Origin of the sequence: Streptomyces sp. NPDC058371, assembly GCF_042723265.1 — a bacterium.
Taxonomy (GTDB): domain Bacteria; phylum Actinomycetota; class Actinomycetes; order Streptomycetales; family Streptomycetaceae; genus Streptomyces.
Window position 1 is genome coordinate 48,885 of the sequence record NZ_JBHXJC010000008.1, and the last position, 20,543, is coordinate 69,427.

Here is a 20,543-nt window from a genome sequence, read left to right on the forward strand (position 1 = left end):
CGATACTGCGGCCGTCCGGCAGCACCCCACGGCGACGGAAGGCCCGAACTCCCTTGACTCACCTACGTGCTCGCATCGGCGTCCTCGGACTGGCCCTGGTGGCGGGCCTCGCGACCGCACCCGCGTCGTCGGCCCGCTCGGCCGCCCCGGTCGCCGGGACCGCCACCGTGGAGGAACAGCGACTCGACAAGGCGGCGCCCCAGGAGATCCTGCGGCGCTCCGGATTCGACACCGTGGCCCCCGAGTTCGCGCGGGCGCTCGGCTCGGCGCACTCGTACGCGCAGGCCGAGCGCGTAGTCGTACGCCAGGGTGCGCAGTTGTGGCGGCGGGCGGTGGACCGGGCGCAGGGCCGCGGACCCGCGGGCGGTGACCTGAGCCGTGACGACGACCGTCCGCTGTACTGGGCGCGGCTCGCGATGACGCGCGAAGTACGCGCGTGGGAGCCGCGGTTCGGCCTCACGGACGGGCAGCGGAAGACCCTGCTGACCGCACTGGAGACGAACTCCCGCGGGCAGAACGCCTTCCACTACCCGCACGACAGGAGCGTGAAGCGGATCCTGGTCACCGGCTTCGATCCCTTCACGCTGGACCGGGACGTCCGCATATCCAACCCGTCGGGGGCCACCGCGCTCGCCCTCGACGGCACGACGATCCGGACCGCGGACGGTCCCGCCCGTGTCGAGACCGTGGTCTTCCCGGTCCGCTGGCAGGACTTCGCCGAGGGCACGGTGGAGCGGACTCTGCGCCCGCAGCTGGGGCGCGTGGACCTGTTCACGACGGTCAGCCAGGGCCGGGTCGGCCGGTTCGACGTGGAGCGGACCAACGGGGCCTGGCGGGGCGGCTTCCCCGACAACGAGAACCTGTCGCGGACCGAGACCGTCCCGGTCGCCGATCCGGCCTCGCAGCCGCAGTGGACGTCGACGACCCTCCCGTACCAGGCGATCGTCGCCGCGAACACGGGCCGCTTCCCGGTGTACGACAACACGCCGGTGACCGAGATCCCGGCGGGCGGTACGGCCGAGGTGGTCCGACCCGAGGGCCCGACCCCGGGCTCGACGGCGCGTGCCGGAGGCGGCGGGAACTACCTCTCCAACGAGATCGCCTACCGGGCCACGCTGCTGCGCGACCGGCTCGGTCTGCACTCCTCGCTGCCCGGCGGGCATGTCCACACGCCGGTGCTGGAGTTCGGCACGGGCAACACGGATCCGGCGACCGGAGCGGTCACCGACCCGCAGTTCGTCCGGAACCGGCTGGACATCATCGCCCAGGTCCGGTCGATCCTGACAGTGGCGGTGGACGCCGCACTCAGGTCCGGTCGATCCTGACAGTGGCGGTGGATGCCGGTCAGTCGGCGGGCACTTCCTCCTGATCGTCCGCGCCGGCCCGGTCCCCGTCGGCGTCCCCCGTCTCCTCGCCGAGCAGGTCGCGGGCCATCAGCGTGGCGCCCGCGACCGCGCCGGGCATCAGGAAGACGGCGACGAACGGAATCAGGAAGGCGACGGCGAGCGGGGTGCCGAAGCCCCAGACGAGGGTCTTGCGGGAGCGCAGCAGGGTGAGGCGGTCCCGGAGTTCGACGCGGCGGCGTTGCAGCGCCACCGCGGTCAGCTCCTCCGTGAGGAAGAAGCCGGTGACGAAGAAGCCGATCACCGGTACGGCGGTCTGGCCGGCCACCGGGACGAAGCCGAGGCCGAAGAGCAGGACGCCCCACAGGGCGGCCCGGACGAGCACGCGGAGGCTGTCCCGCGCCGAGATCCACAGCTCCCGCCAGAGGGGGAGGCCCGATTCGGGGGCCGTGCCGTCCGGGGAGACGTCCCGGTCGACCTGCTCCGAGAGGGACTCGTAGAAGGGCTGGCCGATGAGGAGGGTGACCGCGGTGAACGTGACCACGGAGAGGAGGAGCGCGAGGGCGAAGAGGACCACGGTCAGCAGGCCGCGGAAGAGGCCCTGCCAGGGGCTGGTCCAGCTGTCGGCGAAGGGGGTCGCCCAGGCCACGAAGTCCTGGCCGTAGAGGGCCAGGGCGACGAGTGCCGCCGCGTACAGGACGAGGGTGATCAGGCCTGGGAGCAGGCCGAAGCCGTACTGCTTTCCGTGCCGGGCCACCCATCGCTGGCCCTGCATCAAGTAGCTGAAACCCGCCCCTAGATCGCGCATGGGCTGCACTGTACCGGGGGCCGGGGGCGGGTTCCCTACGGGGTTTTCGCCCCCGCCGCCCCTACCCGTCCCGTACCTGGGGCTTCGCCCCCAGACCCCCTTGTCGCGCTACGCGCTCGTCCTCAAACGCCGGACCGGCCGGCACGGGCGGGCTGAAAGTGCCCCCTTGTTGCGGGAGTGGCGAACCGGTACACCTCGCGTACCGCTCCAGGAAACTCAGAGGAGGTACGGGTGCGCTTGTCGAGACCTGTCCTGGTCGCCACCGTCACTGCCACCGTGGCGGGTTCGCTTCTGCTCGCCCCGCACAGCGCCACCGCCGACCGCAAGCCACTGGCCCGTGAGGGTTCGGCGACCCCGGACCGGGCCGCGAAAACCCCTGCGAGCGCCGCCGCTCGGGCCCTGGCGGCTCCTGTCACGACGCTCGCCGACGACAACCGCGGCTACCCCCGCGAACAGGTCCTCGACGCGGACCCGGTGAACCCCGCCGACAAATCCATCAAGCTGGGCCTGACCCCGTACCACGGCATCGCCCCGAAGCTGAACTCCCTTCAGAAGCTGGGGAATCGCGTCAGTGTGGAGATCGCGGGGCGCTCGGCCGGTGGTCACCGTCTCTATCTGGTCACCGTCACCGCGCCCGAGTCGGCCCGGCAGGCGCGCGCCCAGGAGCGGATGCGCGAGCTGATCGAGAACGCGCCCCGGGCGGCGGCCAAGGACCCGGCGATCAAGAAGACGTACAAGGCCCCCGTCTTCTTCAACAACAACATCCACGGCGACGAGTGGGAGGGAACGGACGCCTCCCTGAAGCTCATTGAGCACCTCGCCACCGCCGGCGACACGAAAACCGCCGACCTGCTCGCCCACCACCGCGTGTACTTCAACATCACGGCGAACCCGGACGGCCGGATCGCCGGCACCCGCGCCAACGCCAACGGCTTCGACCTCAACCGGGACATCGTCACCGCCTCGCAGCCGGAGACCCGCGCGATCCGCCGGATCGCCATCGACAAACAGCCCGCGGTCATGCTCGACCTGCACGGCTACGTCAACGGCACCCTGATCGAGCCGACCACTCCCCCGCACGGCGAGAACTACGAGTACGACCTCTTCCTCAAGCACACGTACGCCAACGCGCTGGGCATGGAGGCCGCCGTCAACGGCCTCGGCTACACGCCCGGGAAGGACCAGGTCGATCCGGCCGTCATCCCGTTCCGGGACCAGGAGGAGGGCTGGGACGACTGGCCGCCGATCTTCACGCCGCAGTACCTGCCCTTCCACGGCACGGTCGCCGCGCACACGATCGAGATCCCGCTGCGGGTGAACAACGACGCCTACGACGAGTTCCCGCAGAGCGAGCTCAGGCGCCGTTCCGCCATCAACGTGGACATCGCGGGTGCGGCGATGAGCGCGACGCTCGACTACGCGCGGGAGCACCGGGCATCGCTGGTCGCCGACCAGATCGAGGTCTTCCGGCGGGGCGCGGCGGGCGCCGCCCAGGTGCCGGTCTCCGCACAGACCGTGCCGGATGTGCCGGGCATCGGTCCCGAGGACGTCTACACGACCGAGTTCCCGCGTGCGTACGTCATTCCGGCGGGCGGCGCGCAGCGCTCCGCCACGGCCGCCGCGCGCCTGGTCGACCATCTGCTCGCCAATGACGTACGGGTGACCCGCGCGACCCACGGCTTCCGGCTCGGGGGCCGGTCGTACGAGAAGGGCTCCTACGTCGTCGACATGCGGCAGCCCAAGCGCGGTCTCGCCAATGTGCTGCTGGCGGACGGCAGGGACATCAGCGGCAAGGTGTCGACGATGTACGACATCTCCGGCTGGAGCCTCGGGCGGCTGTGGGGCGCGAGTGTCTCGCCGGTGCGCGACGGCGGGCTGTCCGGTGTGCCGGCGCGCCCGGTGCGCGCGGCCACGCGGGTCGGACACGTCGCCCCGCGCGGCGATCTGCGGCTGCGCCTGGACGACCCGCGGGAGCTCGCGGCCCTCAACTCCCTGCTGAAGGACGGGGTGGCGGTGCGCCGGGCGGACGACGGCAGCGCGATCGTGCCGTCGTCGGCGCGGACGCGGGCCGCGGCGCTCGCCAAGGAGTACGACGTGGCCTTCGACGCCACCAGGGCCACCGGCGGTGCGGTGCTGCACCGGGTACGGGTCGCGGCGGCCGTGACGCCCGGGGAGCTGTTCGCCCTGCGGGAGATGAACTTCGACGTGGTCCCGGTGTCCACGGGCATCCTCAACGCGGGCTTCGACTGGTCGGGGGCGGACGTCCTGTTCGTGTCGGCCGGTCTCGACCGCCAGGACCTGACGGAGACCGCCTGGACGGCGCTCGACCGGTTCCTCGGCACCCACGGTCTCGTCGGCCGCGGCATCGCGGGAGCCACGCTCAACACGGCGGCGCGGCTGCTCGCCGTGAAACCCGTCGAGGGCAACTGGGACGCCAACGGTGTGGTGCGGGTGGTGAACGCGGGCGGGCCGGTCACCGGGGGCGCCCCCGACCACGGCTTCGTGTACGCCCCCGTCTGGTTCACCGATCTCGGCCCCGGGGTCCGCGTCGAGCAGTCGTACGCGAGCGGCAATCCGCTGGTCTCCGGGCACTGGCGGCCGTTCGAGGACGGCTCCGGCGGGCCGACGGCGGCCGGCGGCCAGGCCTCCGTGGTCAGCGGACCGCACACGGTCCTGTTCGGCACGGAACCCCTCTTCCGCGATCACCCGAAGGGCGAATTCCCGCAGCTGGGAAGGGCGTTGCTGAACGTGTCCTGAGACGCGGACGGGAGCGGAGCCTCGTACGGGAGCAGGAGGCGTGCGCCAAAGGACGCGCGTACGGAAGGAGGCCGCACCCCACGTCCAAGGGTGCGGCCTCCGCCGTACGCAACGACCGTCGTCAGACGAGCGTCACGGTGATGTTGCCCTGGGTCGCCTTCGAGTAGGGGCACACCTGGTGGGCCTGTTCGAGGAGGGCCTTCGCCGTGACCGCGTCGACGTTCGGGATGTCGGCGGAGATCTCGACGATGATGCCGAACCCGTCCTCGTTCTTGCCTATGCCGACCTTCGCGGTGACGGTCGAGCCGGTGATGTCGGCCTTCTGCTGACGGGCCACGACGCCGAGAGCACCCTGGAAGCAGGCGCTGTAGCCGGCGGCGAAGAGCTGCTCCGGGTTGGTGCCGGCGCCGCTGCCACCCATCTCCTTGGGCGGATTCACTACGACGGCGAGCGTGCCGTCGTCGGTGGCGACCCGGCCGTCGCGCCCGCCCTCGGCGGTGGCGACGGCGGTGTACAGGACCTCGGACTGCTGGATGGACATACGGTGCGTTCCTCCTTGGTCCGCCGCGACTCGCGCCCACGATCGCGACGACTTCGGAAAGAAGTTACCGTATGCCGGAAGTCCAGCGACAGCCTCCCCGAGGGTCAGAGCTTGACGATCATCTTTCCGGTGTTGTCGCCGCGCAGCACACCGAGGAAGGCCTCCAGGTTGTTCTCGATGCCCTCGACGACCGTCTCGCGGTACTTGAGCTCACCGGAGCGGACCCAGGCGCCGACCTCTTCGACGAACTTCGACTGGAGGTCGTAGTGGTCGGCGACGAGGAAGCCCTCGATACGGCCACGGGTCTGGATGAGCCGGCCGAGGTTGCGGGGGCCCGGCGCCGGCTCGGTGTCGTTGTAGACGGAGATCATGCCGCAGATGGCGATCCGGCCGTCCTGGTTGAGGGATCCGATGGCGGCCTCGAGGTGGTCCCCGCCGACGTTGTCGAAGTAGACGTCGATGCCGTCCGGAGCCGCCTCGCGCAGCTGGCGGCTCACCGGGCCGTTCTTGTAGTTGAAGGCGGCGTCGAAGCCGTACTCCTCCACGAGCAGCTTGACCTTCTCGTCCGAGCCGGCCGAGCCGATGACGCGCGAGGCGCCCTTGAGCCGGGCGATCTGGCCGACCTGGCTGCCGACGGCACCCGCGGCGCCCGAGACGAAGACGGAGTCGCCCTCCTTGAAGGACGCGGTCCGCAGGAGCCCGGCATAGGCGGTCAGGCCGGTCATGCCCAGCACACCGAGGTACGTGCTCAGCGGGGCAGCGTCCGGGTCCACCTTGACGGCCTGCTTGGCGTCGACGACGGCGAACTCGCGCCAGCCGAAGAAGTGCAGCACGTGGTCCCCGACGGCGATGCCCTCGGCGTTCGAGGCGACGACCTCGCCTACCGCACCGCCCTGCATGACCTTGCCGAGCTCGAACGGGGCGACGTACGACTTGGCGTCGCTCATGCGGCCGCGCATGTACGGGTCCACGGAGACGAACTTGTTCCGTACGAGGACCTGCCCGTCCGCCGGCTGCCGGATCTCGGCCTCGACCAGGGCGAAGTCCTCCGGCTTGGGCCATCCCACCGGGCGGCTGACCAGGTGCCATTCACGGCTGACGGCGGGAAGCTGGGACGTGTCGGACATGGGGTCGCCTCTCTGGGGACGGGAGCTCGGGCACCGGCTCGACGACCGGCTCAATACTTCACTATCTGAAACAACAATGCTCCTGAATATTTCATGATGTCAAGTAACCGGGTAACCTGGAGCGCATGTCCCCGCAGAAGCCCCGCCCCGACACCCTGACCCTCGAGGTCGTCGAACTCATCGGCAGCGTGGTGGCCCGCTATCACGAGGAGTACGAGGAGGCGGCCGCCGAGCACGCCCTCACGGGCGCGCAGGCGCGGCTGCTCAGCCTGCTCTCCATGCAGCCGCTTCCCATGCGGCGGCTCGCCCAGCAGCTGAAGTGCGAGCCGTCGAACGTGACGGGGATCGTGGACCGGCTGGAGGCCCGGGGCCTGGTCGAGCGGCGGCCCGACCCCGCCGACCGCCGGGTCAAGCTCGCCGCCCCCACGGAGGAGGGCCGCCGTATCGCCCACGGGCTGCGCGACTCGCTGAACTTCGCCCGCGAGCCGCTGGCCGGCCTCTCCCGGGAGGAGCGGCTGTCCCTGCGGGACCTCTTGCAGCGGATGCTCGACGCGTAGCCGCGCACAGGGAGTCGGCAGCTGCGGCCCGCCCGTCGGCGGCGAGGGTGCGCACGACTTACGCGGCCGCGGCGGAACGCGATCCCGGCCTCAGGCGTCACAGGTGTGTGAACGACTCCACAGGAATCCGTCCGGTCCGCACGGCCGCCGCCGTCGTGACCGCCGCCGCCCTCACTCTGGCCGCGACGGCCTGCGGCACCTCGACGGGCGGCCCGTCGGCCGAGGCCTCGCCGTCCGGTACGGCCGCACCGTCCGCCACGTCCTCTCCGTCCGCGTCGAAGGACGACGTGCCGTCCGGCACACCGGTGCTCCAGGTCCGCGACGGAGGCGGCCTCCTCCCCGCGTCCCCGGCGAGGACCCCGCGCCTCTCGCTCTACGAGGACGGCACCCTGATCACCTCGGAGGGGCGGTCCCAGCTGCCCGCTCCCCGGGTCGCCCACCTCTCCCGCGCCGAGGTGCGGAGCGTCGTGCAGGCGGCCCGTGACGCGGAGCTCACGCGCGGCGGCACGCTGGGCCCGAACCCGCCGCCGGACGGGCCGACCACGTCGTACGTGTTCGACGGGACGCTCACGACGACGCGGGCGCCGGAACTGCGCGACTGCTCGTCACTGCGGAAGCTGTGCGCTCTGGACACCCGTCTCGACGCGCTCGCCGAACCCTCCGTGCCGTACGCCTCCACGGTCCTCGCGGCCGTCTTCCGCGAGACCGCCCCGGGCCGGTCCTCCGACGCCGCCGACTGGCCGCTGGGGAAGCTTTCCGGCGCGGGCGATTCGACCCGGGCCGGGCGGTGCCTGCTGACGCGCGGCAAGGACAGGGAGCGGGTCGAGCGGGCGGCCCGTACGGCGAAGTCGGGCGCCTGGACCGACGGCACGGCGACCTACCAGGTGACGCTGCGCCCGCTGCTGCCCGGCGAGCGGGACTGCACGGACGTCGTGGCGTCGTAGCCGACGACGCTCCGCACCCGGTGCGCGACCGCCCTCAGGTACGCGACCGCCCTGAGATGCACGACCGCACAAGTGGCCGCACGAACCTCAGGTGCACCCTCGCAGAAGTGGTCGCACGACGAACCTCAGGTGCACCACCACAGAAAGCGGTCGCACGATCCGGTGGACGACGGCGTGGGGGTGGGGTCCGCCGAGGTGGGGTCCGCGGACGGGGGCTGGGACGTCTGGGGCGGCGGCGTGGCGGCGGGCGCCGAGGTCGCGCTGCTGGGAGACGTGCCCGTGGACGCCGACTGCTCGTCCGTGTCCTTCTTGTCGTGGTGCTTCTTCTTGCCCTTGGCGGACTCGGAGGCCGAGGGGGACGCGGAGGCGTCCGGCGACTCGGAGGCCGAGGCGCCGGCGGCGCCCGCCGTGCCACCACCCGGCGAGGACGTCTTGTCCGCGGAGTCCGCGCCGCCGTCGACCGACTCGTTGTCGGCCGTGGCCGCGTTGGGCGTGAAGCCGGGCGCGTCGATACCCAGCTCGGCGAGGCTCAGCCCGCCGGCCGCGAGCAGCAGCCCGGCACCGACCAGCAGGGCCCGGCGACGGCGGCGCCGGTGCGCAGCCGCCTTGCGGTCGCGCCGGCTCGACCTCCCGCTGCCTCCGCCGCGTCCGCCGCCTCCGCCACGGCCGTGCCGACGGGCCGCGGCGCGCCCCGGGCGCTCTTCCTCGTCCTCGTGCGGTCCCTCGGCGTCCGGTTGCGGACGCGTGTCGAGTTCGTCGGAGTGCGCTCGGCTCTCTTCGGCCGGCGCACCGCACCCTGGGCAGGCGAGGGCGCCGTTGAGGTGCCTGCGGCACGGGTGGCAGTAGTCCATGACGCGGGAAGACTAGGTTCCGCACAGGTCACGTTCCTAGTCACAGCTGTGAAAGTTGTGTGGGGAAGCGCGCGTTCCGGCCCGCTCTCCCCCGCTGTCACTCACCTGTGCGCATGACGAGCTCGGCATACCGCCGAAATCCGTCGCCCGTCATCGCGCCCGACCCATTGACACCCCCGGGGCCGCCTCCTTACTGTCACGCCAACATTTCGAACGTGTGACGAAATTTCGAACAGAGCCGAAGAGCAACAAGGGGGCAACCGCCGTGCGCATCACGGGAATCAGCACGCACGTGGTCGGAACGCCGTGGCGCAATCTGACGTATGTCCAGGTGCACACCGACGAAGGGCTCACCGGAGTCGGCGAGACCCGGATGCTGGGGCACACCGACGCGCTGATCGGCTATCTGCGCGAGGCCGAGGCCAACCACGTCCTCGGTTCCGACCCCTTCGCCGTCGAGGACCTCGTGCGGCGCATGAAGTACGGCGACTACGGGCGGGCCGGCGAGATCGTGATGTCCGGGATCGCCGTGATCGAAATGGCGTGCTGGGACATCAAGGGCAAGGCGCTGGGTGTGCCGGTGTGGCAGCTGCTCGGCGGCCGGGTCACCGACCGGGTCAAGGCGTACGCCAACGGCTGGTACACCACCGAGCGCACCCCTGAGGCGTACCACAAGGCGGCTCAGGAGGTCGTCGCCCGCGGTTACCTGGCGCTGAAGATCGACCCCTTCGGGACCGGTCACTTCGAACTCGACCACGAGCAGAGCCTGTACGCGGTCTCCCTCATCGAGGCCGTGCGCGACGCCATCGGGCCGGGGACCGAGCTGATGCTGGAGATGCACGGCCGCTTCTCGCCCGCCACCGCCGTCCGCCTCGCCCGTGAGCTGGCCCCCTTCGAGCCGGCCTGGCTGGAGGAGCCGGTCCCGCCGGAGAACCTGAAGGCGCTGGAGAAGGTGGCCGCCAAGGTCGACATCCCGCTCGCGACCGGTGAACGCATCCACGACCGCATCGAGTTCCGCGAGCTGTTCGAGAGCCAGGCCGTCGACATCATCCAGCCCGACGTGGGCCACATCGGCGGCATCTGGGAGACCCGGAAGCTGGCAGCCACTGCCGAGACCCACTACATGCTGGTCGCCCCGCACAACGTGGGCGGTCCGGTCCTGACCGCCGCCTCGCTCCAAGTGGGCTTCACCGCACCGAACTTCAAGATCCTGGAGCACTTCAACGACTTCGCGGACGCGGAGATCAAGAAGGTCGTGAAGGGCGCGCCCGAGGTAGTCGACGGCTACTTCCAGCTGTCGGACGCGCCCGGTCTCGGCGTGGAGCTGGACGTCGACGCGGCAGCCGAATTCCCGCAGCAGCAGGCCCGGTTCGACCTGTGGGCGGACGGCTGGGAGCAGCGCAGGCCCAAGGGGGCGCGGTGAGCAGCGCGGTCGTCGTCGAGGCGCCCGGCGAGCACCGGATCGTCCCGCACACGCCGGTCCCGCCGACGGCCGGCGAGGCACTGGTACGCGTCCACGCGGTCGGCATCTGCGGCAGCGACCGCGAGGTCTACCAGGGCAACCGGCCCGAGGGGTACGTCCGTTACCCCCTCATTCCCGGCCACGAGTGGTCCGGGACCGTCGAGGCGGTCGGCACGGGCGTCCCCGCCCAGCTCCTCGGCCGCAAGGTCGTCGGCGAGGGCTTCCGCAACTGCCAGGTCTGCGACCGCTGCCACGCCGGCGCGACCACGCTGTGCACCGCGGGGTACGAGGAGACGGGGTTCACCCGGCCGGGCGCGATGGCCGCGACACTGACGCTCCCGGCCCGACTGCTCCATGTCCTGCCGGACGACGCCGACCTGACGGCGGCGGCCCTGCTCGAACCCGCCGCGTGCGTCGCGGCCGCCGCGCTCAAGGCGAACGCCCGCCCGGGTGAGCGGGTGGCCGTGGTGGGCACCGGGACACTGGGGATGTTCGCGGTGCAGTTCCTCGCGGCGAACTCCCCGGCCGAGCTGCTCGTGGTCGGCACGCGCCCTGAACGCGCGGCTCTGGCACGGGAGTTCGGTGCCACCGGCTTCCACACCCTGCCTGCCCCCGACCTTCCGGCCGGCTTCGACGTGGTCGTGGAGGCCGCCGGGTCCGCGTCCGCCGCGCGCACCGCCGCCGCCCTGCTCGGACGCGGCGGGCGGCTGGTCCTCACCGGCATCCCGGCACCGGGCGCCGAGGGTCTCGACCCCACCGACCTCGTCGTACGGCAGCTGGAGGTGCACACCGTGTTCGGGGCGCCGCCGGACGCCTGGGCGCACGCGGTGCGGATGTTCGGCGCCGGGCTGCTCGACCCGCTGCCGCTGGTCACCCACGAGCTGCCGCTCGACGGGTTCCCGGCGGCCATCGAGCTGGTCGGGTCCGGTGATCCGAAGGTCGGGAAGGTCCTGCTGCGCCCCTAGCGGTACGCCGGTGCGCGGCTCCTGACGCCTCGTACCGGCGTACACCCAATGACTCGAACCTCGTTCGATATATCGAACCTATTGGGCCGGGCCGAAACGCTCGAACCTCCGACATATCGAACCTATCCGGCTACTCGAACCGACCTGAACGCACCACCGACGAACGCGAAGGACAGCTCGTGACCGACGCCTCCCCTACGGCGGCCCGTCGACCCGGTGAGCAGGCGCTCGCCGCGCTCGGCCTGGGCGCGCCCGCTCTCTCCCCCGCCGACGCCTCGCTGCACACCTTCCCGGGAGGCGGCCGCTGGCGCACCGAGGTGCCGTCCGTCGAAGGCCCCGAAGCACTTGCCGTGGTCCTCAAGGAGTCCTCGCGACTCGATGTGCCGATCCACCGGATCAGCCAGGGCAGCGGTGTCTGGATGCTGACCGACGCCGAGATCACCGAGATGGTGGAGGCCACCGGTGAACGCGGCATCGAGCTCTGCCTGTTCACCGGTCCGCGCGGCACCTGGGACATCGGCGCCTCCGTGCGCACCGACTCGCGCGGCGGCGGGCTGCGCGCCCGGGGCCACGACGCGGTCGCCGGCTGTGTCGAAGACGCCGTCCGCGCCACGGAGTTGGGCGTCCAGTGCCTGCTGGTCGCCGACGAGGGTGTGCTGTGGACGCTGCACCGGGCGCGCGCCGCCGGGATCATCCCGGCCGGCACGACCCTCAAGGTCTCGGCGCTGATCGGCCCGGTCAACCCGGCCGCGTACGCCGTGTACGAGTGTCTGGGCGCCGACTCGCTCAACGTGCCCAGCGATCTGACGCTCGATCACCTCACCGAGATCCGGCGGGTGTCGGCCGCCCCCATGGACATGTACATCGAGGCCCCCGACGATCTCGGCGGCTATGTGCGGATGTACGAGGTCGCCGAGCTGATCCGGCGCGGCGCACCGCTCTATCTCAAGTTCGGCCTGTCCAGGGCCCCCGGGATCTATCCGTACGGCACCCATCTGCGGGACCTGGCCCTGGACACCGCCCGGGAGCGGGTGCGGCGCGGCCGGCTCGCCCTGGACCTGCTCGCCCGGCACGGCGCGGACGACGGCATGGACCCGCTCGGCTCCCGGCTGCCCGGACCGCTGCGCCGCTTCTCCGCCGATGCCGCTCCCGCTGCCCCGCTCGCCCCTCATGCCCCGCTCGCCTCTCCCAACGACGAGAAGAACAAGGACTGATGACCATGCGCAACCGCAGAGCCGCCCTCGCCGCCACCGCCGCGGCCGCCTCCCTCGCCCTCACCCTGTCCGCCTGCGGGCAGAACAGCGAGGGCGGCAGCAAGAACGACAAGAAGGACGCCAAGGGCGCCACGGTCGGGATCGCCATGCCCACCAAGTCCTCCGAGCGCTGGATCGCCGACGGCGCCAACGTCGTGAAGGACCTCAGGGCGGCCGGCTACAAGACGAAGCTCGTCTACGGCGAGGACGACCCCGACACCCAGGTCTCGCAGATCGAGAACATGATCACCCAGGGGGTCGACGCGCTGGTCGTCGCCGCCATCGACAACAAGTCGCTGGACAACGTGCTCCAGCAGGCCGCCGACGCCAAGATCCCGGTGGTCTCCTACGACCGGCTCATCCTCGGCACCAAGAACGTCGACTACTACGCCTCCTTCGACAACGAGAAGGTCGGCGAGCTCCAGGGCACCTACATCCTGGAGAAGCTCGGCCTGAAGGACGGCAGCGAGAAGGGCCCGTTCCACATCGAGCTGTTCGCCGGCTCGAACGACGACAACAACACGAAGTACTTCTTCGGCGGCGCGATGAAGGTCCTGCAGCCCTACATCGACGACAAGAAGCTCGTCGTCGGGTCCGGCCAGACCAAGCTGAACCAGGTCACCACGCTGCGCTGGGACGGCGGCACCGCGCAGAAGCGCATGGACGACCTGCTCACCTCGACGTACTCCAAGGAGCGGGTCGACGCGGTGCTCTCGCCGTACGACGGCATCTCCATCGGCATCCTCTCGGCGCTGAAGTCGGACGACTACGGCTCCAAGAGCAAGCCGCTGCCGATCGTCACCGGGCAGGACGCCGAGGTCGCCTCGGTGAAGTCGATCATCGCGGGCGAGCAGACCCAGACCGTCTACAAGGACATCCGCAAGCTCGCCGAGGTCGCCACCAACATGGTCGACGCCTCACTCAAGGGCAAGAAGCCGGAGATCAACGACACCAAGACGTACGACAACGGCGAGAAGGTCGTCCCCGCCTATCTGCTGCAGCCGGTGAGCGTCGACAGGAGCAACTACCAGAAGGAGCTCGTCGACTCCGGATACCTCAAGGCGAGCGAACTCAACTGACCGCCGGTCCACGGAGATTGGAAGGCACGACCATGGCGGGACCCGTCCTGGAAATGCGCTCGATCGTCAAGACCTTTCCCGGCGTCAAGGCGCTGTCGGACGTCTCCCTGAGCGTCCGCCCGGGCGAGGTCCACGCCGTCTGCGGGGAGAACGGCGCCGGGAAGTCGACCCTCATGAAGGTTCTCTCCGGCGTCCACCCGCACGGCAGTTACCAGGGGGAGGTCCTCTTCGAGGGGGAGACCTGCCGCTTCAAGGACATCCGGGCGAGCGAGCAGCACGGCATCGTGATCATTCACCAGGAGCTGGCGCTGGTGCCGTATCTGTCCATCGCGGAGAACATCTTCCTCGGCAACGAGCACGCCAGGCGCGGGGTCGTCAACTGGCACGACACCCTGCGGCACGCCGCCGAACTGCTGCGCCGCGTCGGCCTCGACGAGCATCCGGGGACCCGCGTCGCCGACATCGGCGTGGGCAAGCAGCAGCTCGTCGAGATCGCCAAGGCCCTGTCGAAGTCGGTGAAGCTGCTGATCCTCGACGAGCCGACAGCCGCCCTGAACGACGAGGACAGCGGCAAACTCCTCGATCTCATCCTGGAGTTGAAGGGCCAGGGCATCACTTCGATCATCATCTCCCACAAGCTGAACGAGATCGAGCGGGTCGCGGACTCGGTGACGATCCTGCGCGACGGGCGCTCCATCGAGACGCTCGACGTGCGCGCCCCGGGGACCACCGAGGAACGGATCATCAACGGCATGGTCGGGCGTGACCTCGACCACCGCTTCCCCGAGCGCACCCCGCACCGGCCGGAGGAGGGCGCCGCGCCCGCCCTGGAGATCCGGGGCTGGACCGTGCACCACCCGATCGACCAGCAGCGCAAGGTGGTCGACGACGTGACGCTCCAGGTGCGGCGCGGGGAGATCGTCGGCATCGCCGGCCTGATGGGCGCCGGCCGCACCGAGCTCGCGATGAGCGTCTTCGGGCGCTCCTACGGCCGGTACGCGGGCGGCACCGTGCTCAAGGACGGCCGGGAGATCCGCACGAAGACCGTGCCGGAGGCGGTCGCGCACGGGATCGCGTACGTCACCGAGGACCGCAAGCACTACGGCCTCAACCTCATCGACACCATCGGCCGCAACATCTCCCTCAGCGCGCTGGGGAAGGTCGCCCGGCACGGCATCGTCGACGAGCACGAGGAGCGCAAGGTCGCCGAGCGCTTCCGCAGGTCCATGAACATCAAGGCGCCGACCGTCCTCGAACCGGTGGGCCGGCTGTCGGGCGGCAACCAGCAGAAGGTCGTCCTCAGCAAGTGGATCTTCGCGGGTCCCGATGTGCTGATCCTCGACGAGCCGACCCGCGGGATCGACGTGGGCGCCAAGTTCGAGATCTACACCGTCATCGACCAACTGGCCGCCGAGGGCAAGGCGGTCGTCTTCATCTCCTCCGAGCTGCCGGAGCTGCTCGGTATGTGCGACCGCATCTACACGATGGCCGCCGGCCGGCTCACCGGTGAGGTCCCGCGCTCCGAGGCGACGCAGGAAGTGCTGATGCGGCACATGACCAAGGACAAGAGGTAGCACCCATGAGCGCCAACGTCACGGCCAAGACCCCGGCCGAAGCAACGCCCGGGGGCGGCCCCGCCGGATCCGGCCCCGGCCTGCTCGCACTGCTGCTCGACGGCATGCGCCGCAACATGCGCCAGTACGGCATGCTGATCGCCCTCGGGGTGATCGTCGCCCTGTTCGCGGTGTGGACCGGCGGGGACCTGCTGCTGCCGCGCAACGTGTCCAACCTCGTGCTGCAGAACAGCTACATCCTGATCCTGGCGATCGGCATGATGATCGTCATCATCGCGGGTCACATCGACCTGTCGGTCGGCTCGATCACCGCGTTCGTGGGCGGGGTGGCCGCGGTGCTGATGGTCCAGCACCATGTGCCCTGGCCGCTCGCGGTGGTGCTGTGCCTGGCCGTGGGGGCCGCCGCGGGTGCGGCGCAGGGCTTCATGGTCGCCTACCTGGGCATGCCGTCGTTCATCGTGACGCTGGCCGGCATGCTGATCTTCCGCGGGCTGACCGAGGTGTTCCTCAAGGGCCAGACCCTCGGCCCGTTCCCCAAGGGCCTGCAGAAGGCCGCCAACGGCTTCCTGCCCGAGGTCGGCCCGGCCACCAACTACCACAACCTCACCCTGCTGCTCGGCCTCGCCCTGATCGGGTTCGTGATCCGGCGGGAGGTGCGGGACCGCAGGCGGCAGTCGGAGTACGCCCTCGAGGTGCTGCCCGCCAACCTGTTCGCGGTGAAGCTGGCCCTGCTGTGCGCGGCGATCATCGCCCTCACCATGGAGCTCGGCAGCTACAAGGGCGCCCCGGTCGTCCTGCTGATCCTGGCCGTGCTGCTCGTCGGGTTCGGCTACGTCATGCGCAACGTGGTCGTCGGGCGCCATGTGTACGCGATCGGCGGCAACCTGCCCGCCGCCCGGCTGTCCGGCATCCGGGACAGGAAGGTCACGTTCCTGGTCTTCCTCAACATGGGGATGATGGCCGCCCTCGCGGGCCTGGTCTTCGCGGCCCGGTTCAACGGGGCCTCGCCGAAGGCGGGCGTCAACTTCGAACTCGAGGCCATCGCCGCGTCGTTCATCGGCGGCGCCTCGATGAGCGGCGGCGTCGGCACGATCCTCGGCGCCATCATCGGCGGCCTGGTCCTCGGCGTGCTCAACAACGGCATGAACCTCGTCGGCGTCGGCACCGACTGGCAGGGGGTCATCAAGGGCCTCGTGCTGCTGGCGGCGGTTGGCTTCGACGTGTGGAACAAGCGCAAGGTCGGTTCGTAAGTCCTCCGTACGGGGGCCGCCCGGGCCCCCGCACCCGTCTCAGGAGCCGCACACATGGAAACAAGCAGACGCACTGTGATCACGGCGGCGGCCGCCGCGGGGCTCACCGCCGCCACGGCGGGCACCGCCCGCGCCACGGATCGCCGGACGCCCGTCAGGGAACTCTTCGGCCGACTCGCCGACGGCACGAAGGTCCATCGCTGGTCGCTGGAGAACGGCGGCACCCGCCTGAAGGTCCTGTCGTACGGCGGCATCGTCCAGTCCCTGGAGATCCCCGACCGGCACGGCCGCTACCGCAACGTCTCCCTCGGCTTCGGCACCATCGAGGAGTACGTCGCCTCCAGCCCCTACTTCGGCGCGCTCATCGGCCGGTACGGCAACCGCATCGGAAAGGGCAGGTTCACGCTGGACGGGAAGACGTACCAACTCTCCGTCAACGACGGGGAGAACAGCCTGCACGGCGGCGCCCGGGGCTTCGACAAGCGCGTCTGGGACGTCGAGGGCTTCACCGCGGGGCCGGACGTGGGCCTCGTCCTGCGCTACACCGCCCTCGACGGCGAGATGGGCTACCCCGGCACGCTCCGGGTGAAGGTCACCTACACCCTCACCCGGCACGGGGACTGGCGCGTCGACTACGCGGCCACCACCGACAGGGCGACCGTCGTCAACCTCACCAGTCACGTCTACTGGAACCTGGCGGGCGAGGGCAGCGGCTCGGTGTACGACCACGAGCTGAGGATCGCCGCGTCCCGCTACACGCCGGTCGACGCGGGCCTGATCCCCACCGGTGAACTGGCCGCGGTCGCCGGCACCCCGTTCGACTTCCGGCGCCCGAAGACCGTCGGCGCCGACATCCGGGAGGCGAACCAGCAGCTCCTGTACGGCAAGGGCATCGACCACAACTGGGCGCTGGACAAGGGCATCACGGCCCGGCCCGAACCCGTCGCGGCCCTGCGCGACCCGTCCTCCGGCCGCACCCTGAGGATCGCGACGACCGAGCCGGGACTGCAGTTCTACTCCGGCAACTTCCTGGACGGCACGCTCGTGGGCACAGGCGGTCACATCTACCGGCAGGGCGACGCGCTCTGCCTGGAGACCCAGCACTTCCCGGACTCGCCCAACCAGCCGTCCTTCCCGTCGACGGTGCTGCGGCCCGGTGCGACATACCGGACGACGACGGTGCATTCGTTCGGCAGCTGACGGCCCCGGAGTCGCACGGGTTGCCTCGGGTGCCGAACTCTCACCTCATTCACACGAGTTGAACAGCGTCACCTCCGTAGCCGTATGTAAGGGCGGCCCGTGCTCCCCCGCACGGGCCACCCACAGCCGGAGGACCCGTCCTCCCCAGCGGGCCCGCCCCTACGGAGGTTCCATGGCCGACAACGTCACCTCGCTGTTTCGCGGCACGGCGGCGCACAGCCCCTCGATGGCTGCGCTGACGCGTGAAAGCGATGGGGCCGGCCCGGTCGACTTCTGCATTCCGTGCAACCCGTACTTCCCCACACCGGCCATGTTCGACGATCTGGCCGGCCGGCTGCGCGAGATCATCACGTACTACCCGAGCAGCGCCGACACCATCACGGCCGAGCTGTGCAGCCTGCTCCAACTCCCCCCGCAGTGCGTGGCGATGGGCAACGGCTCGACCGAACTGATCACCTGGATCGACCACCTGCTGGTCCGGGAGTCGCTCGCCATTCCCGTCCCCACGTTCGGCCGCTGGACCGACCAGCCGATGGAGACCGGCAAGCGGGTCGACATGTTCCCGCTCCAGGAGTCCAGCGGTTTCGCCCTGGACCCTGCGCAGTACATCCAGTTCATCCGCGCCCGCGGCACCCGCGTCGCCGTCATCTGCAACCCGAACAACCCGGACGGCGGCTTCCTCGGCCGCCGGACGCTCGTCTCCTTCATGGACTCGCTCCAGGACGTGGACCTGATCGTCATCGACGAGTCGTTCCTGGAGTTCGCCGACGCGGAGAGCGAGCCGAGCGTCGTCGAGGAGGCGATCCTGCGCCCGAACGTCATCGTGCTGCGCAGCCTCGGCAAGAACTTCGGGCTGCACGGGATCCGCTTCGGGTACCTCGTCGCCAACCCGAGCCTGGCCGGCAGGATACGGGCCGCGCTGCCCAAGTGGAACCTCAACTCCTTCGCGGAGACCGTGGTGTTCATGCTCAAGGAGCACGGCGCGGAGTACCTGCAGAGCTTGCAGCAGGTGCGCCGCGACCGGCTCGACATGGCCGGCCAGCTGGCCCAGCTGCCCGGGCTGACGGTCTACCCGTCCCAGGGGAACTTCCTCTTCGTGCGCCTCCCCGTGGGCGCCGAGGGCACCGTGGTCCGGGACCGGCTCCTCACCGAACACCGGATCCTGGTCCGCGAGTGCGGCAACAAGATCGGTTCGTCCAGCCGCTTCCTGCGGCTCGTGGTGCGCCCCCAGGTCGACGTCCGTCGCCTGGTGTCCGGCCTGGAACAGGTGCTCTACGGGACCAGGAGGGGAGCCGCCGTGCCCGAGCTGGGCACCGGGACCAGCTACAGCTCGGGTACGGCGGCGGTGGACCGGCTGGTCAGCGCCACGAACGGCGCGGGGATCGCGGGACTGGCGGCGCAGGCGGGCGCGTGGCCCGGTCCGGCCCCCGTCCCGGCGCCGGCTCCCGTCCCGGTCCAGGTGCCGGCGCCGGCCGCGGCGCAGGCGTTCCCGCCGCAGGCTCCCCCGGCCTATCCGGCCCAGACCCCGGCGATGTACCCGGCTCCCGCGGCGGCGTTCCCGACGCCTGCCGCGGCGGCGTTCCCGACCACGGCCGCGGCGCGGGCCGCCAACGGGGCCATGAACGGGCTGACCGCGGCCCAGGCCAGAGGGCTCGTACCGGCCCCCTCGCCCGTCCAGGCGGCCGCCGAGTCCCAGCCGATGCCCCAGCCGCAGCCCCAGGTCGTGGGCTGGCCGGCCGCGGGCGCCGGGCGCTACAACCAGGTCGGTTAGGACAGGTCCTGGCTCCTGCCGTGCCGGGCGGCCCTCGACGGGGGCTGCCCGGGACCGGGCAGCGGCGCGAGGAGAACGGGTGGCCCGGCCGGGGTCGGGACCTAGCCGAGCTGGTCGGGACCGGATCGCGGGGACCGATGAGTTCTGGGCGCCCGGGCGGTCGTAGTGGTGTCAGCGCATCGGACGACCGGACGGACACGACACCATGACCCACGCGGACACCACTTCACCGACCGAGACCGGTCACGCGAAGGTCAACGGCCTCGAGATGTACTACGAGGTGCACGCGGGCCCGGAGGCCGCTGCCGAGCGCCCGCTGGTGCTGCTGCACGGCGGGGGGCTCACCATCGACCTGTCCTTCTCCGCCGTCCTGCCTGCCCTGGCCCGCTCCCGCCGCGTCGTGGCCGTCGAGTTCCAGGGGCACGGTCGCACCGCCGACATCGACCGCGACATCACCGTGGCGGGCCTGGCCTCGGACGTGGTGGCGCTGCTCGACGAACTCGGCATCCAGCAGGCCGACCTCTTCGGCTTCAGCCTGGGCGGGCTCACCGCGCTGGAGGTGGCGGTGCGCCACCCCGAGCGCGTCGGACGGCTGGTCCTGGGCTCCGCCCAGTTCACCCAGGACGGCTACCACGACGAGATCCGCACGGGCGACTTCACCTCGCCGCGCATGCCCGGCCAGGCCGACTTCGAGCAGATGGTCGACGCGTACGCCCGTATCGCCCCGCATCCGGAGCACTTCCAGGAGCTCCTGGCCAAGTGCACGGCAGCGGCCACGGCCTCCCTGCCGTGGACCCCGGACGATCTGCGCGGCCTGACAGCTCCCACGCTCCTCGTCATCGGTGACACCGATTTCGTGCGCATCGAGCACGCCGCCGAGATGCACCGGCTCATCCCCGGGTCGGAGCTGGCCGTTCTCCCCGCCACCACCCATATGCAGCTGACGCGGCGCACCTCCCTCCTCCTGCCGCTGCTGGACGAGTTCCTCGACGCCCGCTGAGCGCGCCGCGGGGCGGCGGCCGGGCTGCCCCGCCGCCGCGAGCGGGTGCCCCTGGCGCCCG

The 20,543-nt window shown here is 71.0% G+C and carries 17 protein-coding genes; 13 read left to right on the forward strand and 4 right to left on the reverse strand.

What is annotated here, in order from left to right; all coding sequences use genetic code 11:
- The first annotated feature begins 53 nt into the window (after positions 1-53).
- Positions 54-1,325 carry a pyroglutamyl peptidase gene (locus ACFWM2_RS23335; protein ID WP_383283056.1) on the forward strand — a complete coding sequence of 424 codons (1,272 nt, stop codon included), beginning with the start codon at positions 54-56 and terminating at the stop codon, positions 1,323-1,325.
- Positions 1,326-1,344: 19 nt separating this feature from the next.
- Here ACFWM2_RS23335 and ACFWM2_RS23340 read toward each other — a convergent pair whose 3' ends face one another.
- Complete coding sequence (locus ACFWM2_RS23340; protein WP_383283059.1) at positions 1,345-2,151, reverse strand: EI24 domain-containing protein; 807 nt, start codon at positions 2,149-2,151, stop codon at positions 1,345-1,347.
- A 231-nt stretch (positions 2,152-2,382) separates the two neighbouring features.
- Between ACFWM2_RS23340 and ACFWM2_RS23345 the strand changes: the two genes are divergently transcribed.
- Positions 2,383-4,908 carry a M14 family zinc carboxypeptidase gene (locus ACFWM2_RS23345; RefSeq protein ID WP_383283062.1) on the forward strand — a complete coding sequence of 842 codons (2,526 nt, stop codon included), beginning with the start codon at positions 2,383-2,385 and terminating at the stop codon, positions 4,906-4,908.
- A 121-nt stretch (positions 4,909-5,029) separates the two neighbouring features.
- On the opposite strand, the gene ACFWM2_RS23350 is transcribed toward ACFWM2_RS23345, so the two are convergent.
- Positions 5,030-5,449, reverse strand: a complete 420-nt coding sequence (locus tag ACFWM2_RS23350) for an organic hydroperoxide resistance protein (protein ID WP_383283065.1) — start codon at positions 5,447-5,449, stop codon at positions 5,030-5,032.
- 104 nt (positions 5,450-5,553) lie between these two features.
- Complete coding sequence (locus ACFWM2_RS23355) at positions 5,554-6,576, reverse strand: NADP-dependent oxidoreductase (protein WP_383283068.1); 1,023 nt, start codon at positions 6,574-6,576, stop codon at positions 5,554-5,556.
- Positions 6,577-6,701: 125 nt separating this feature from the next.
- Between ACFWM2_RS23355 and ACFWM2_RS23360 the strand changes: the two genes are divergently transcribed.
- Positions 6,702-7,133 (forward strand): MarR family winged helix-turn-helix transcriptional regulator, encoded by a 432-nt coding sequence (locus ACFWM2_RS23360; RefSeq protein ID WP_383283071.1) that lies wholly within the window; start codon positions 6,702-6,704, stop codon positions 7,131-7,133.
- 107 nt (positions 7,134-7,240) lie between these two features.
- Positions 7,241-8,077: a hypothetical protein gene (locus ACFWM2_RS23365; RefSeq protein ID WP_383283074.1), complete on the forward strand. Its 837-nt coding sequence runs from the start codon at positions 7,241-7,243 to the stop codon at positions 8,075-8,077.
- Positions 8,078-8,202: 125 nt separating this feature from the next.
- Here ACFWM2_RS23365 and ACFWM2_RS23370 read toward each other — a convergent pair whose 3' ends face one another.
- On the reverse strand, positions 8,203-8,928 hold the full coding sequence (locus ACFWM2_RS23370) for a hypothetical protein (RefSeq protein WP_383283077.1): 726 nt from the start codon (positions 8,926-8,928) through the stop codon (positions 8,203-8,205).
- 265 nt (positions 8,929-9,193) lie between these two features.
- On the opposite strand from ACFWM2_RS23370, the gene ACFWM2_RS23375 reads away from it, so the two are divergent.
- The 9 genes from ACFWM2_RS23375 to ACFWM2_RS23415 all read left to right on the forward strand — a co-directional run bounded on the left by ACFWM2_RS23375 (position 9,194) and on the right by ACFWM2_RS23415 (position 20,482).
- On the forward strand, positions 9,194-10,351 hold the full coding sequence (locus ACFWM2_RS23375) for a mandelate racemase/muconate lactonizing enzyme family protein (protein ID WP_383283080.1): 1,158 nt from the start codon (positions 9,194-9,196) through the stop codon (positions 10,349-10,351).
- Positions 10,348-11,355: a zinc-binding dehydrogenase gene (locus ACFWM2_RS23380; protein ID WP_383283082.1), complete on the forward strand. Its 1,008-nt coding sequence runs from the start codon at positions 10,348-10,350 to the stop codon at positions 11,353-11,355. The genes ACFWM2_RS23375 and ACFWM2_RS23380 overlap by 4 nt, the downstream gene beginning before the upstream one ends.
- 179 nt (positions 11,356-11,534) lie before the next feature.
- Positions 11,535-12,569 carry a hypothetical protein gene (locus tag ACFWM2_RS23385; RefSeq protein WP_383283085.1) on the forward strand — a complete coding sequence of 345 codons (1,035 nt, stop codon included), beginning with the start codon at positions 11,535-11,537 and terminating at the stop codon, positions 12,567-12,569.
- Between the two features lie 5 nt (positions 12,570-12,574).
- Positions 12,575-13,687 (forward strand): multiple monosaccharide ABC transporter substrate-binding protein, encoded by a 1,113-nt coding sequence (gene chvE, locus ACFWM2_RS23390; protein WP_383283088.1) that lies wholly within the window; start codon positions 12,575-12,577, stop codon positions 13,685-13,687.
- A gap of 32 nt (positions 13,688-13,719) precedes the next feature.
- Positions 13,720-15,261 (forward strand): multiple monosaccharide ABC transporter ATP-binding protein, encoded by a 1,542-nt coding sequence (gene mmsA, locus ACFWM2_RS23395; RefSeq protein WP_383283091.1) that lies wholly within the window; start codon positions 13,720-13,722, stop codon positions 15,259-15,261.
- Positions 15,262-15,266: 5 nt separating this feature from the next.
- A complete protein-coding gene (gene mmsB, locus ACFWM2_RS23400) occupies positions 15,267-16,511 on the forward strand; it encodes a multiple monosaccharide ABC transporter permease (protein WP_383283094.1) in 1,245 nt (414 codons plus the stop codon).
- A 54-nt stretch (positions 16,512-16,565) separates the two neighbouring features.
- Entirely contained in the window at positions 16,566-17,711 is a 1,146-nt protein-coding gene (locus ACFWM2_RS23405) for an aldose epimerase family protein (RefSeq protein ID WP_383283097.1), read from the forward strand.
- Positions 17,712-17,883: 172 nt separating this feature from the next.
- A complete protein-coding gene (locus tag ACFWM2_RS23410) occupies positions 17,884-19,482 on the forward strand; it encodes a pyridoxal phosphate-dependent aminotransferase (RefSeq protein WP_383283100.1) in 1,599 nt (532 codons plus the stop codon).
- Between the two features lie 205 nt (positions 19,483-19,687).
- Positions 19,688-20,482, forward strand: coding sequence for an alpha/beta fold hydrolase (locus ACFWM2_RS23415; protein ID WP_383283103.1), 795 nt, complete (start codon positions 19,688-19,690; stop codon positions 20,480-20,482).
- The last annotated feature ends 61 nt before the right edge of the window (positions 20,483-20,543 follow it).

What these genes read in the sequence shown, in the direction of transcription:
- ACFWM2_RS23340 (WP_383283059.1), bottom strand. Translation starts at nt 2,151, where the DNA reads ATGCGCGATCTAGGGGCGGGTTTCAGCTACTTGATGCAGGGCCAGCGA.
- ACFWM2_RS23350 (WP_383283065.1), bottom strand. Translation starts at nt 5,449, where the DNA reads ATGTCCATCCAGCAGTCCGAGGTCCTGTACACCGCCGTCGCCACCGCC.
- ACFWM2_RS23355 (WP_383283068.1), bottom strand. Translation starts at nt 6,576, where the DNA reads ATGTCCGACACGTCCCAGCTTCCCGCCGTCAGCCGTGAATGGCACCTG.
- ACFWM2_RS23360 (WP_383283071.1), top strand. Translation starts at nt 6,702, where the DNA reads ATGTCCCCGCAGAAGCCCCGCCCCGACACCCTGACCCTCGAGGTCGTC.
- ACFWM2_RS23370 (WP_383283077.1), bottom strand. Translation starts at nt 8,928, where the DNA reads ATGGACTACTGCCACCCGTGCCGCAGGCACCTCAACGGCGCCCTCGCC.
- chvE (WP_383283088.1), top strand. Translation starts at nt 12,575, where the DNA reads ATGCGCAACCGCAGAGCCGCCCTCGCCGCCACCGCCGCGGCCGCCTCC.
- mmsA (WP_383283091.1), top strand. Translation starts at nt 13,720, where the DNA reads ATGGCGGGACCCGTCCTGGAAATGCGCTCGATCGTCAAGACCTTTCCC.
- mmsB (WP_383283094.1), top strand. Translation starts at nt 15,267, where the DNA reads ATGAGCGCCAACGTCACGGCCAAGACCCCGGCCGAAGCAACGCCCGGG.
- ACFWM2_RS23405 (WP_383283097.1), top strand. Translation starts at nt 16,566, where the DNA reads ATGGAAACAAGCAGACGCACTGTGATCACGGCGGCGGCCGCCGCGGGG.
- ACFWM2_RS23410 (WP_383283100.1), top strand. Translation starts at nt 17,884, where the DNA reads ATGGCCGACAACGTCACCTCGCTGTTTCGCGGCACGGCGGCGCACAGC.
- ACFWM2_RS23415 (WP_383283103.1), top strand. Translation starts at nt 19,688, where the DNA reads ATGACCCACGCGGACACCACTTCACCGACCGAGACCGGTCACGCGAAG.